We start from the raw sequence: 12,957 nt of genomic DNA, 5'->3' as shown, positions 1-12,957 counted from the left end.
GCGCATCGAGAAACGGTGTGCGCAGTCCGCAACAAGCAGTCCCGCAACGGTCGCCGCAACAGGTCGGAGTGGTTTGGCGTGGATCCCGTGATTTCGGTCGGGAACCTGTGGAAAGTATTTGGCTCCAATGCGTCTCAAGTGGTGGCATCCGACGAGCTGAAGTCGTTGTCACGGCAGGAGCTGATGGATCGCACAGGTGCCGTCGCAGCTGTGCGTGGAGTCGACTTCGACGTCGCTCCGGGTGAGATGTTCGTGGTCATGGGCCTGTCCGGGTCGGGCAAGTCCACTCTGGTCCGCTGCCTCACGAGGCTTGTGGAACCGACCGCGGGAACGATCATGTTCGAGGGTGAGAACATTCTCGAAGCGGACGCCAAACGGTTGCGTGACCTGCGGAGAAACAAGTTCTCCATGGTGTTCCAGCACTTCGGACTGCTGCCGCACCGGACGGTGGCGGACAACGTCGGTTACGGACTGGAAATCCGCGGGGTACCACGGGCGAAACGTGGAGAGCGGTCGCAGGAAGTCATCGACCTCGTCGGTCTCACCGGCTACGAGAAGTCCTATCCGGACCAACTCTCCGGCGGTATGCAGCAACGCGTCGGTCTCGCGCGCGCACTCGCCGGTGATCCGGATGTTCTGTTCTTCGACGAACCATTCTCGGCACTCGACCCGCTGATCCGGCGCGACATGCAGTCCGAGGTGATCAGGCTGCACCGCGAGGTCGGCAAGACGATGGTCTTCATCACCCACGACCTGAGCGAGGCGCTCAAGCTGGGCGACCGCATCCTGATCATGCGCGACGGCCAGGTCGTGCAGGTCGGCACCGGTGACGAGCTGGTCGGCGCGCCTGCGGACGACTACGTGCGCGACTTCGTGAAGGACGTGCCGCGCTCGCACGTGCTGACGTTGAAGTGGATCATGCGGCCGCCGCGTCCCGACGACGAGCTGGACGGACCGGAGCTCTCTCCGGAGACCGTGGTGCGGGAAGCCGTGCGCAGCGTGCTGGGCGCGGACAAGCCCGTGAAGGTCGTGCGGGACGGCGAGCTGCTCGGCGTGGTGGCGGACGAGGAGATCCTCGGGGTCGTCGCCGGGGAGGTGTGATGGTCGCCGTTGCCGTGCCACGACGGCAGATCCCGCGCAAGGCCCTGATCGTCGGCGGGATCGTGCTGGCCTGGCTGGTGTTGTGGCTGGTGTTCCGCAACGTCGGGACGCTGGCGCTCGACGCCTCCGAGCTGACCCCGTTGCACCGCTGGATCAACAGCGTCAACGACGCCGTCGGCGCGTCCAGGAACTCCAACCCGGTCTTCCTGTACTTCTTCAACGAGATCCGGCTCGTCATCGACGAGTTCGTGACGTTCGTGCAGGCGTTGATCGCGCAGCCGTCGTTCGGCCGGCCGGTGCCGGTGATCGGCTGGCTCGGCGTGGTCGCGATCGCGGGTTTCGTCAGCCTGGCCGTCGCCGGGTGGCGGGTCGCGCTGCTCGCCGTCGCGGGCTTCGTGTTCCTCGGTCTGCAGGGGTTGTGGCAGGAGAGCATGGACACGCTCTCGCTGACGCTCGCCGCGGTCGTGATCGCGTTGCTCTTCGGCATTCCGCTCGGGATCTGGGCGGGACTGTCCGATCGGGCCAACCGCATCATGACGCCGGTGCTCGACTTCATGCAGACGATGCCGACGTTCGTCTACTTGGCACCGTTGACGCTGTTCTTCCTGATCGGTCCGGCCTCGGCGACGATCGCCACGCTGATCTACGCGGCACCGCCGGCGATCCGGATCACCGCGCACGCCATCCGCTCGGTGCCCCACAACACCGTCGAGGCGTCGGAGTCCCTCGGCGCGACCAGGAAGCAGACACTGCTCAAGGTGCTGCTGCCGTCCGCGCGCAAGACGATCGTGCTCGGCGTCAACCAGACGATCATGGCCGCGCTGTCGATGGTCACGATCGCCGCGCTGATCGACGCGCCGGGCCTGGGCAAGACGGTCGTGAAGGCGTTGCAGACGCTCGACGTCGGCACGGCGTTCAACGCGGGCCTCGCGATCGTGGTGCTGGCGATCGTGCTGGACCGCGTGACGACCGCGGCGACCGAACGCCGCTCACTGCCGCGCTGGGCCTTCTTCGGCGGCTTCGGGGTCACCGGCGTCGCCGTGTACTTCTCCTACACCTACCTGTGGGCGGCGGAGTTCCCGTCGGAGGTGGAGATCGGCAGCTCGATCCGCAAGGGTGCGACGGCCGTGACGGAGTGGGTGCAGGACTCGCTGCCGGTGATCACGAACGGCTTCAAGGATTTCGTCACGTCCGTGTTGATCAACCCGCTGCAGGCGCTGCTGGCCGAGTCGCCGTGGTTCCTGGTGGCGCTGGTGATCGTCGCGTTGTCGTTCCTGATCGGTGGCGTGAGGGCGGCCGTGGTCTCCGCCGCGTGCCTCGGTGTCCTGGTCGCGACGGGGCTGTGGCAGGACGCGATGATCACGCTGGCGTCCACGCTGGTCGCCACGATCCTGGTGATGATCCTCGGTGTCGTCGTCGGCGTGTGGATGGGCCGCAGCAGGCGGGCGGACCGGTTCATCCGGCCGATCCTCGACGCGGGGCAGGTGATGCCCGCGTTCGTGTACCTGGTGCCGATCCTGGCGTTGTTCTCGGCCACGCGGTTCACCGCGATCATCGCGGCCGTGGTGTTCGCGGCACCGGTCGCCATCAAGATCATCGCGGACGGCATCCGCGCGGTGTCGCCCGCGACCGTCGAGGCCTCCACGGCGCTGGGATCCAGCTCGTGGCAGACGATCGTGAAGGTGCAGCTGCCCATGGCGCGCAGGGCGTTGACGCTCGCGGCCAACCAGGGGCTGATCTACGTGCTCTCGATGGTCGTCGTCGGCGGCCTCGTGGGCGCCGGCGCACTCGGCTACGACGTCGTGGCCGGGTTCTCGCAGGGCCAGTTGTACGGCAAGGGGCTCGCGGCCGGTGTCGCGATCGTCGTGCTGGGCGTGATGCTCGACCGCCTCACCCAGGCGGCCGCCAAGCGGTGGACCAACTAGGAGGTTTGGAAAGTGGCAAGGCACAGCGTGCTGGGAGCAGTGCTCGTGGGAGCGCTTGCGCTGGCCGGTTGCGGTGGCGCCAAGGTTGGCGACTCCTCATCGGGTGCGGCCGGCGACTGCGGCACGTTCAACCTCGCGGTCAACCCGTGGGTCGGTTACGAGGCGAACGCGGCCGTGCTCGCGTACGTGGCCGAGAAGGAGCTCAAGTGCAAGGTCACCAAGAAGGAGCTCAAGGAAGAGGTCGCCTGGCAGGGCTTCGGCACCGGTGAGGTCGACGCCGTCGTCGAGAACTGGGGCCACGACGACCTGCGCAAGAAGTACATCGACGAGCAGAAGACGGCCGTCAGCGCGGGGTCGACGGGGGTGAAGGGCCAGATCGGCTGGTACGTGCCGCCGTGGCTCGCCAAGGAGCACCCCGACGTCCTGGACTGGAACAACCTCAACAAGTACGCCGACCAGTTCAAGACGTCCGAGTCCGGTGACAAGGGCCAGCTGCTCGACGGCGACCCGTCGTTCGTGACCAACGACGAGGCTCTGGTGAAGAACCTGAACCTCAACTACAAGGTCGTCTACGGCGGCAGCGAGACCGCGCTGATCCAGGCCTTCCGCCAGGCGGAGAAGGACAAGAAGTGGGTGATCGGCTACTTCTACTCGCCGCAGTGGCTGCTCAACGAGATCAAGCTCGAGAAGGTGAAGCTCCCCGAGTACAAGCCCGGCTGTGACGCCGACGCCGAGAAGGTCGCCTGCGACTACCCGGACTACGACCTCGACAAGATCGTGTCGAAGAAGTTCGCCGACGCGAACGGCCCGGCCTACCAGCTGGTCAAGAACTTCAAGTGGACCAACGAGGACCAGAACACGGTCGCCAAGTACATCGCCGAGGACAAGATGAAGCCCGAGGACGCGGCCAAGAAGTGGGTCGAGGCCAACGGCGACAAGGTCAAGGCCTGGCTGGCCAAGGCCTAGCGAGCTCAGCACACAGTCGTGGGGTGGTTCCCGGACGAGAGGAACCACCCCACGACTACCCCCGGCATCACGCAGCCTGTTGTCCGTTGGGGACCTCAGGCTCATGCCTGTGCGTCATGCGGTGCCACCACGAGCGGGGCTTCCCGCCGTTGCGGTAGTACTCCTGGACGCGGCGGGCGTCCTCCCGCAGGGCAGCCTGCCGGTAGTCCATCTCCGCCTTGATCGCCTCGGGCGTCCACTCCATCTGACTCACTCCTCAGTTCGTTTTCCGACGAGAGTGAGAGTGCTCCTGAGGGGTGGGCTCCTACATCGGAAGATCACCTAAGGCCCGGCCGTGAGACCCCTTACCCAGGTGCCCAGGCCCAGGTGTGAGGCCCTCGCGCGTCCAACTGAGGGGTCTGGTTGATCCGTGCGGCCGCCGCGCGCACTGCTGTGCTCGCGAGGATCTCGTTGTCCGCCGGGTTGGCTGTCGAGCTGCGCGTTCTCCGCCGTGCAGGTGTAGGCGAACGGGAACTCGATCTTGCGCGTGGGTGAGGCCCCGAATTGCTCCGTTCGGTCCACTACCTCGTGTAGCGCAGCGTGATCACCTGGAACGGCCGCAACACGACCTCTGCCGACGCGTCACCGAGGGGCCGTTCCAGCAGGTCCGTCTCCTGGACCCGCTGGTACGGGAATGAGGTGCCGATCGAGGCGCGGGCCCGGCCGCCGTGCGCCTCGTAGAGCCGGACGACGACGTCGCCCGACCGGTCGTCCGCCAGCTTCACGGCCTCGACGCGCACCGCCGGGTTGTCCGTGCGCACCAGCGGTTCCGGCGCCAGGGAACCGCGGACGGTCCGGGGCGGCAGGTTGATGCGGTACCCCGCGTCGATGGCGTCCGGGATGCCCGCGCCGACCACGAGGGCGTAGCGGAAGCGGTGCTCGCCCTGGTCGGTCTCCGGGTCGGGGAACCTCGGCGCGCGCAGCAGGGACAGCCGCACGGTCGTGGTGGTTCCGCCGTCCTCACGGGTCGTGCGCGTGACCTCGTGGCCGTAGGTCGAGTCGTTGACCACCGCGACGCCGTAGCCGGGTTCGCCGACGTGCAGGAAGCGGTGGGCGCAGATCTCGAACTTCGCGGCCTCCCACGAGGTGTTGGTGTGCACCGGGCGGTGCAGGTGGCCGAACTGGGTCTCCGCGGTGGACACCTCGGCGCGCAGGTCGAGCGGGAACGCGATCTTGAGCAGTTTCTCGCGTTCCTGCCAGTCGACCTCGGTGTCGAAGTCGACCTGCTTGGCGCCCTCCCTGAGCCGGATCGTCTGGGTGAGCACCGAGTTGCCGAACTTGGCCGTGACCACGACACCGTCTTCGGCGTCGACGCGTTCGGACGGGATCAGGTCGGCCTTCCAGTTGCGGTAGAACGGGTCGATGTCCCAGGCGTCCCACTGGTTCGGGTTGTCGCGGTGCAGCTGCGGCAGGCCGGCGCACCCGTGCGGCGGCAGGACCTCGCGGTCGGCCTCCAGGTCCAAGATGGACAGCACGATTCCGTCGGCGTCGATCGTGACGCGGAGCCTTCCGTTGTCGAGCACGCCGTTCTGGGGCGCGACGAACGGCTTCGGGGCGTCACCGCCGAGCACGTCGAACGTCAGCTCGTCGTCGCCGTCGCCCTTGATCGCGTCGATGGCCTGTGCGGTCAGTGCCTTCAGCTCGGCGGCGACGCGGGCGTAGGTGGCCTCGGCCTCGCGGTGCACCCACGCGATCGAGCTGCCCGGCAGGATGTCGTGGAACTGGTGCAGCAGCACGGTCTTCCACAACCGGTCGAGGTCCTCGTACGGGTAGTCGTGGCCCTGGAGCGCCGCTGCGGTGGCCCAGTGCTCGGCCTCGCGCAGCAGGTGCTCGCTGCGCCGGTTGCCCTGCTTGGTCTTGGCCTGGGTGGTGTAGGTGGCGCGGTGCTTCTCCAGGTACAGCTCGCCCGCCCACACCGGTGCGTCCGGGTACTCGTCCTGCGCCGCCTGGAAGAAGTCGCGCGGCGGCTCGACCTTCACCGTCGGGGAGCCTTCGAGGTTCGCGACGCGGTGCGCGGTCTCCATCATCTCGCGGGTCGGCCCGCCACCGCCGTCGCCGTAGCCGAACGGCACGAGCGACCTGGAGGCCTTGGCGTGCTCGGCGAACTGCCTGGACGCCCGCGCCAGCTCCTCGCCGCTCAACGACGAGTTGTAGGTGTCGACCGGCGGGAAGTGCGTGAAGATCCGCGTGCCGTCGATGCCCTCCCACCAGAACGTGTGGTGCGGGAACCTGTTGATCTGGTTCCACGACAGCTTCTGGGTGAGGAACCAGCGCGAGCCGGACAGCTTGATCAGCTGGGGCAGTGCGGCGCTGTAGCCGAACGAGTCCGGCAGCCACACCTCCTCGGTCTCGACGCCGAAGTTGTCCAGGAAGAAGCGCTTGCCGTGCACGAGCTGGCGGGCCATCGCCTCGCCGCCGGGCATGTTCGTGTCCGACTCGACCCACATGCCGCCGACCGGCACGAACTGTCCACTGCGGACCTTCTCGCGGATCCGGTCCCACACGTGCGGGTGGTGGTCCTTCATCCACGCGTACTGCTGGGCCTGCGAGCACGCGAAGTAGAAGTCCGGGTAGGAGTCCATCAGCCTGGTGACGTTCGAGAAGGTGCGCGCGCACTTGCGGACCGTCTCGCGCAGCGGCCACAACCAGGCGCTGTCGATGTGCGCGTGACCGATCGCGGAAACCTTGTGCGCGGAGGCCGTGGCGGGCAGCGAGAGCACGTGTTCGAGCTCGGCGCGGGCCAAGTCGGCGGTCGCCGCCACCTCGTTCAGGTCCAGCGCGTCCATCGCCCGATCCAGCGCGTGCAGGATCTTGTGCCGGCGCGGGTCGTGGTCCTGCAGCTCCTTCATGAGCGACTGCAGCACCTCGATGTCGAGCATCAGGTGCCAGACCTGCGGCTGGAACACCGCGAGCTCGGCTCTGAGGATCTTGTACAACGGGTCGGTGCCCGCGGTGTCCTTGTCGCCCAGCGGGGTCGGCAGGAACGGGTGGAAGTCGAGAATCGTCGGGTTGCCCGCGGCCTCCAGGTAGAAGAGGACCTCGTCCCCTTCGACGGGCAGGTAGGTGTTGCGCGGCTCGATGCCCTTGATCGGCTCGCCTTGAGCGTTGTAGGCGAGGCCCTCCGACTGGAAACCGGGGCCGGGGTGGGTGAAGCCGAGATCCAGGACGACCTCGACCTGCTTGCCCTGCCACGCCTGCGGAACCCGCCCGGTCAGCCGGAACCAGCTGGTGCTCCACGGCGCGCCCCAGGCGTCGCCCACGCTCGCCGGTTCGTAGGTTGCTGCCAGTGCTTCGGCGACCGGCACCGGCTCGTCCGGGACGTTCCACACGGCCAGCTCCAGCGGCGCGGTCTCGCCGTAGATCGCCGGGCGGATGCGTTCCTTCAGCGTGCGGTTGAGTCGTTCTTCCAGCAGCGCGCGTTCGTCGTGCACTTCGTCGTCACCCCAGCTCGATCGAGGCCCGCACGCCGTCGCGCGCGAGGGTCATCCACTCTTCGAAGAAAGCGCCGCCAGGTCCCCACGAGGACCGGTCGCCGTGCAGCGTGATCGGCGTGCGCTCGGCGGGGACCGGTTCCGCATCGCGCACGATCCTGGCGATCGCCTCCCCGAGCGGCTTGATTTTGCGTTCCGTCGTCAACAGCCCCAACTCGTACTCGCGTTCGGGGAAGTCCACCAGCGCGCGGTCGACGTCGTGCGAGCACCACCACGTGACACCCCACAGGTTCATGCAGGTCAGCACGTTCGCAAGCGTTTGCTCGGCGAACTGCGGTGCCTGCTCGGCGCTGATCTCGGGCTGGGCGGCGCCGACCTCCTGCAGCCAGACCGGGCGCCGCGGATCCTCCGCGTGCGCCTTGGCCAGTTCGACGAGGTATTCGGCGTGGTGGACGCTTTCCGTGCTGAGGGGTCCGTAGCGCTGCGCGGTGCCGTTGAAGACCCACGAGTGCACGGTCGTCATCGCGCCTTTGGTGGCCGCGTGCTCCGGCAGGAATGAGTGATCGCTCTCGTACCAGACGGCGTCGTACTCCGAGTGCACGTGCGGAAGGCCCGGCGCGGCCGACTCGCACTCGCCGAGCAGCGCGTCGATCCACTCCCCGGCCTGCTGTGGTGTGCACGGGTTCGACTCGGTGAGCAGGTTGACCTCGTTGCCGAGGGTGAAGCCGAGGAAGTTCGGCTTGTCGCGCAGGGCTTCGGCGAGCGTGCGGACGTAGAACCGCTGTCCGCTGATCACATCCGGGTCGGTGAAGATGTTGCGGCGGTGCCAGGTCTGCACCCACGACGGGTAGAAGTCGAAGCTCGACAGGTGGCCCTGCAGCACGTCGACCTGCACGTCCAGGCCGGTCTCGTGGGCCGCGTCGAGCATCTGGGCGAGCTGCTCGACGGCTTGCGGCCGGACGAGGCCGCGGTTGGGCTGGAACACCGGCCACAGCGGGAAGACCCGCACGTGGTCGAGCCCGAGGCCCGCGATGGACTCGAAGTCGGCTTTGACGTCGTCGAGGGAGAAGTCGAGCCAGTGGTGGAACCAGCCGGCCGACGGGGTGTAGTTCACGCCGAAACGCACAGATTCATCCCTTGATCGCGCCTTCTCCCACACCGCGGAAGAAGTGCTTTTGCAGCAACAGGAACAGCAGGATCAGCGGGAGGACGGCGATGATCGTGCCCGCCGCCACCAGCCGCTGGTTCTGCACGAACGTGCCCTGGAGGTACGCCAGCCCGATGGTGAGCGTGTACTTCTCCTGGTCGCTCAGCACGACGAGCGGCCAGAGGAAGTCGTCCCAGCTGAACATGAACGAGAACAGCGCCACCACGACCAGCGTGCCCTTCACCGACGGCAGCGCGAGGCGGGTGAAGCGCTGCCACGCGTTGGCGCCGTCGATGATCGCGGCTTCCTCGACTTCGGCGGGGAGTGCGAGGAAGGCGTTGCGCAGCAACAGGACGTTGAGCGCGGCGATCGAGCCGGGCAGCACGACGCCGGTGAGGGTGTTGGTGAGCCCGAGGCCGCGCATCACCAGGAACAGCGAGATGAGGATGGCCTCGAACGGCACCAGGATGCTGCTGGCGAAGATCACCGCGGCAAGCCTGCGGCCCCGGAACTTCAGCCGTGCCAGGGCGTAGCCGGCCATCGCGGCGCCCAGGCAGTTGGTGACGACGTTGACGCTCGCGACGCCGAGCGAGTTGAGCGCGAACGTCCAGACCGGCACCACGTCGGCCACCGCCGCGTAGTTGCTGAAGGTCGGGTCGTCCGGGATGAAGTCCGGGACGAAGACGTCCTCGCCCGGCCCCTTGATGCTGGTCATGAACTGCCACAGGAACGGGCCGATGCTGATCGCGAGAACGCTCAGCAGCCCGAGGTAGCGCAGTGCGAGTTTCACAGCTGGTCCTCCCTGCGGTTGAGCTTGAGGGTGATCAGCAGGAGCCCCAGCAGGATCACGAACAGCACGAGGCTGAGCGCCGAGGCGTACCCGACCTCGCCGGTGAGGCCGCGGCCGACCGACTGGATGAGCATCACCAGCGTGGTGCTCGCGCCGCCCGGTCCGCCGGATCCGCCCGACAGCAGGTAGATCTCGGAGAACACGCGGAAGCCGTTGACCGCGCTCAGGGCCGCGATGAGCACCATGGTGGGCCTGAGCGAGGGCACGGTGACCGACCAGAACCTCCTGATCGGCCCCGCGCCGTCGACCATCGCGGCCTCGTGCAGGTCCTTCGGCACGTTCGCGAGCGCGGCCAGGTAGATCACCATGTAGTAGCCCAGGCCGCGCCAGATCGTCACCAGCATCGAGCTGATCAGCAGCAGCGTCGAGTCGGTCAGGAACGGGATCCTGGTGCCGCCCAACGCCTCCACGACGTTGTTCACCAGGCCGCGGCTGTCGAGCAGCCACGTCCAGATGAGCCCGACCACGACCGCGGACGCGATCACCGGAGTGAAGAACGCGGTGCGGAAGATCCCGATGCCCGGCACGACCTTCTGCGCGAGCATCGCGATCAGCAGCGGCAACAGCACCAGCGGCGGCACGACGCCCGCCAGGTAGAGCAGGCTGTTGCGCGCGGCCACCCAGAACTTCGGGTCCTGGGCCATCCGCACGAAGTTGTCCACACCGGTGAACCGGCCGCCACCGAGCGCGCTCGCGTCGGTGAACGCGAGCACGATCATGTTCAGGAACGGGAAGATCACGAACATGAGGCAGACGGCCAGTCCTGGCAACAGGAACAGCCACGGGGTGTACGGCCTGTGCGTCATTTTCCCGAGGTCACTTGAGGAGCCGGTTGCACTCGTTGACGGCGTCGTCCAACGCCTGCTTCGCGGACTTCTTGCCCAGCATCGCGTCGGCGAGCTGCTGCAGCAGCGCCTCCCGCATCTGGTCGCTGAACTGCACGGGCGTGTAGTTCACGGCGGTCTTGAGCTGCTTGGCCGCCGCGACGCGCACCCGTGCCTCGTCGGTGCCGTCCTCCGTGGTGAAGTACGGGTCGTCGCCGCCCTTGCTGGTGCTCGGGAAGATCGACGCGAGCTTGGCGAACTTCACCTGGTTCTCGGCGTTGGTGACGAACCGCCCGAACGCGAGCGCCGTCGCCTGGTTCTTGCTGCTCTTCGGCACGCTAACGCCGTGCAGGAACATGTTGGCGCTGCCCGTGTTCGTGATGGGCTTGGTGATGCCGATGTTCGCGTAGAGGCTCGGCGCGTCGGTCTTGAACTTGCCGAGGTCGTACGCGCTGCCGGGGCTGAGCGCGGTCTGCTGCGCCATGAACTTCGCGCCGGCGCCGGTGTAGTTCTGCGTGAGCGCCTCGGGAATCAGCGCGCCCGCGTCGTACATCCGCTTGTAGGTCTGGACGAACTCGACGCCCTTGGGCTCGTTGAACGTGAACTTGTCGTTCTCGAACAGCTTCACCCCGTACAGCCCGAAGTCGGCGATGCTCGGTGTCTGGCCGAGCATGGCGATCTTCTTCTCGGCGAGCTTGAGCGCCTGCTCCTCCAGCTCCTTGAAGTTCGTCGGCGGCTTGTCCGGGTCGAGGCCTGCCTGCCGGAACAGCGCCTTGTTGTAGAAGATCGGCCCGGTGTTGAGGTACCAGGGGAACCCGTAGCAGCCGCCCTTGCCGGGGATCTCGAAGGCCTGCCAGGCGTTCCCGAGGTACTCGGACCTCGCGTCTTTGAGCGACTCGTCGAGGTTGACGAGCTGCCCGGCCTTGGCGAGCGGGAAGCTGAGGTCCGGCGGCACGTTGATGACGTCGGGCAGACTGCCCGCGCTCGCGTCGGCCATGACCTTGGCCAGGTACCCGTCCGCCGGCTGGTCCACCCACTTCACGGTCGTGCCGGCGTGCTGCTTCTGGAAAGCGTCGATGACACCGTTGACGTAGTCGGTGTACTTGGGCTTGAGCGACCAGGTCTGGAACGTGATCTCGCCCGTGACCTGGCCATTTCCTGCTGACGACGTGCTGGACGTGCCGGACAGTCCACAGCCCGCGACGGGCACCGCCGCCAGGCCCGCGAGGAACGTGCGCCTCTTCATTGACACCCACCTCCTTGGTCGCGGACCCTAGCTAAACCGGTTTATCTCCGGCTAGCCTCCGGACGTCTTGTTGTCTCGTTTTGGACAGGGTGGCTGCGTGAAGAGGCCGACCATCAAGGACATCGCGGCCGCGGCCGGGGTGTCGAAGGGGGCTGTGTCGCTCGCGTTGAACGGCCGGTCCGGTGTTTCCGAGGCGACCCGCGCGCGGGTGCTGTCGGTCGCCTCGTCGTTGGGGTACCGGCCTTCTGTGACCGCTCGGGCGTTGTCGTCCGCGTCAGCTGATGCGGTCGGCCTGGTGCTGGTGCGGCCGCCTCGGGCGTTGGGGGACGAGGCGTTCTTCTTCCAGCTGATCGCTGGGATGCAGTCCGAGATGTCTGCCGCGTTGCTGCTGCAGGTGGTTTCGTCTCGGGAGGAGGAGATCGAGCTCTACCGGCGGTGGTGGGCCGAGCATCGGGTGGACGGGGTGTTCCTCGTGGATCTGCTGGTGTCGGATCCTCGGGTCTCGTTGATGTCCGACCTCGGGCTGCCGGCTGTCGTGGTCGGCGGGTCGGGGCACCACGGGTCGCTGGCCTCTGTGTGGGCGGATGACTACGCGGCGATGACTTCGGTGGTCGAGTACCTGAAGTCGTTGGGGCATCGGCGAATTGCCCGTGTCGCCGGGTTGCCCTCGTTGTTGCACACCGTTCGGCGGGATCAGGCGTTCTTGGCGTCTGTTGTGGACGGTGTGATCGTGGCCGGGGATTACACGGCTGAGGCTGGGGCTGCTGCCACTCGGGAGTTGCTCGGTTCTGAGGAGCCGCCTACTGCGATCGTTTACGACAACGACGTGATGGCGGTTGCCGGGGCTGAGGTGGCTGGGGCGCTTGGGGTTGCTGTGCCGTCTCAGTTGTCGATCGTGGCTTGGGATGACTCGGTTTTGTGTCAGCACGGGCGGTTGACCGCGTTGTCTCGGGACACGTTCGCGTTCGGGGCTCGGGCTGCTCGGGCTTTGTTGGCTGTGTTGGAAGGGGCTTCTCCTACTGACGTTGAGGATGTGTTGCCTGCGTTGGTGGTTCGGGGGAGTACGGCGGCTTTGGGGGGCGCGTCGGTTTCGTAGGTCGTCCCCCTGGTGCGTTGGCGGGTTCCTGTTGGGTGTCCGTAGGTGGTTGCGTGGGGTCCTGATCCGGCGGTTGCTTTCTGGGGCTCCGCCCCGGACCCCGCCAATCTGATCAAAGACCCACCAGCGCCGCGGGCGGGTTGATGGCACGCCGGTTGCGTTGGGCGGCCGCCGGTTGCGTAGGTGGTTGCGTTTCGGGTGGGGTGGGTCTCGTCACGAGTCGCACCGGAGCGAGCCACACCCAGGGAGGGGTGTCAACTCGGACGAAATGTCCTCTTCAGTCTCAGCTGAGTTGACACAGTTCGTGTCGTGGAGCAAGTGACACACCCTGG

10 protein-coding genes are annotated in these 12,957 nt (G+C 67.1%); 4 read left to right on the top strand and 6 right to left on the bottom strand.

All coding sequences use genetic code 11. The features are described from left to right. Positions 1-78: 78 nt before the first annotated feature. Genes IEZ09_RS18930 through IEZ09_RS18920 form a run of 3 tightly spaced genes read left to right on the top strand, consistent with a single transcriptional unit; the run spans position 79 to position 3,992 of the window. Positions 79-1,101: a quaternary amine ABC transporter ATP-binding protein gene (locus tag IEZ09_RS18930; protein WP_370467727.1), complete on the top strand. Its 1,023-nt coding sequence runs from the start codon at positions 79-81 to the stop codon at positions 1,099-1,101. Then, positions 1,101-3,026 carry an ABC transporter permease gene (locus IEZ09_RS18925; protein WP_189255051.1) on the top strand — a complete coding sequence of 642 codons (1,926 nt, stop codon included), beginning with the start codon at positions 1,101-1,103 and terminating at the stop codon, positions 3,024-3,026. The genes IEZ09_RS18930 and IEZ09_RS18925 overlap by 1 nt, the downstream gene beginning before the upstream one ends. 12 nt (positions 3,027-3,038) lie before the next feature. Next, on the top strand, positions 3,039-3,992 hold the full coding sequence (locus IEZ09_RS18920; protein WP_229812703.1) for an ABC transporter substrate-binding protein: 954 nt from the start codon (positions 3,039-3,041) through the stop codon (positions 3,990-3,992). A 67-nt stretch (positions 3,993-4,059) separates the two neighbouring features. Here the strand turns inward: IEZ09_RS18920 and IEZ09_RS18915 are convergent, their stop codons facing one another. The 6 genes from IEZ09_RS18915 to IEZ09_RS18890 form a co-directional block, all read right to left on the bottom strand. Continuing rightward, positions 4,060-4,236 carry a hypothetical protein gene (locus IEZ09_RS18915; protein WP_157985346.1) on the bottom strand — a complete coding sequence of 59 codons (177 nt, stop codon included), beginning with the start codon at positions 4,234-4,236 and terminating at the stop codon, positions 4,060-4,062. A 316-nt stretch (positions 4,237-4,552) separates the two neighbouring features. Then, positions 4,553-7,462 carry an alpha-mannosidase gene (locus IEZ09_RS18910; protein ID WP_189255050.1) on the bottom strand — a complete coding sequence of 970 codons (2,910 nt, stop codon included), beginning with the start codon at positions 7,460-7,462 and terminating at the stop codon, positions 4,553-4,555. A gap of 7 nt (positions 7,463-7,469) precedes the next feature. Next, the gene (locus tag IEZ09_RS18905; RefSeq protein ID WP_229812702.1) at positions 7,470-8,588 is read right to left on the bottom strand and encodes a glycoside hydrolase 5 family protein; all 1,119 of its coding nucleotides are present in this window, start codon (positions 8,586-8,588) and stop codon (positions 7,470-7,472) included. A 4-nt stretch (positions 8,589-8,592) separates the two neighbouring features. Beyond that, positions 8,593-9,399, bottom strand: a complete 807-nt coding sequence (locus IEZ09_RS18900) for a carbohydrate ABC transporter permease (protein WP_229812701.1) — start codon at positions 9,397-9,399, stop codon at positions 8,593-8,595. Next, positions 9,396-10,265: a carbohydrate ABC transporter permease gene (locus tag IEZ09_RS18895; protein ID WP_189255048.1), complete on the bottom strand. Its 870-nt coding sequence runs from the start codon at positions 10,263-10,265 to the stop codon at positions 9,396-9,398. Before IEZ09_RS18895 ends, IEZ09_RS18900 begins: the two co-directional genes overlap by 4 nt. A 10-nt stretch (positions 10,266-10,275) precedes the next feature. After that, positions 10,276-11,529, bottom strand: coding sequence for an ABC transporter substrate-binding protein (locus IEZ09_RS18890; protein WP_189255047.1), 1,254 nt, complete (start codon positions 11,527-11,529; stop codon positions 10,276-10,278). Positions 11,530-11,626: 97 nt separating this feature from the next. Here IEZ09_RS18890 and IEZ09_RS18885 point away from each other — a divergent pair, with 97 nt between their 5' ends. Next, positions 11,627-12,625 carry a LacI family DNA-binding transcriptional regulator gene (locus IEZ09_RS18885; RefSeq protein ID WP_189255046.1) on the top strand — a complete coding sequence of 333 codons (999 nt, stop codon included), beginning with the start codon at positions 11,627-11,629 and terminating at the stop codon, positions 12,623-12,625. Positions 12,626-12,957 lie beyond the last annotated feature (332 nt).

It is taken from the genome of Lentzea flava, assembly GCF_014648475.1.
Taxonomy (GTDB): Bacteria; Actinomycetota; Actinomycetes; order Mycobacteriales; family Pseudonocardiaceae; genus Lentzea; species Lentzea flava.
The sequence above is the reverse complement of the archived record's forward strand: the minus strand, read 5'-3'. Positions and strand labels throughout refer to the sequence as shown.

Bases quoted from the DNA above. Each gene is read 5' to 3' on its own strand.
- IEZ09_RS18925 (WP_189255051.1), top strand. From the start codon at position 1,101: ATGGTCGCCGTTGCCGTGCCACGACGGCAGATCCCGCGCAAGGCCCTG.
- IEZ09_RS18895 (WP_189255048.1), bottom strand. From the start codon at position 10,265: ATGACGCACAGGCCGTACACCCCGTGGCTGTTCCTGTTGCCAGGACTG.
- IEZ09_RS18915 (WP_157985346.1), bottom strand. From the start codon at position 4,236: ATGGAGTGGACGCCCGAGGCGATCAAGGCGGAGATGGACTACCGGCAG.
- IEZ09_RS18890 (WP_189255047.1), bottom strand. From the start codon at position 11,529: ATGAAGAGGCGCACGTTCCTCGCGGGCCTGGCGGCGGTGCCCGTCGCG.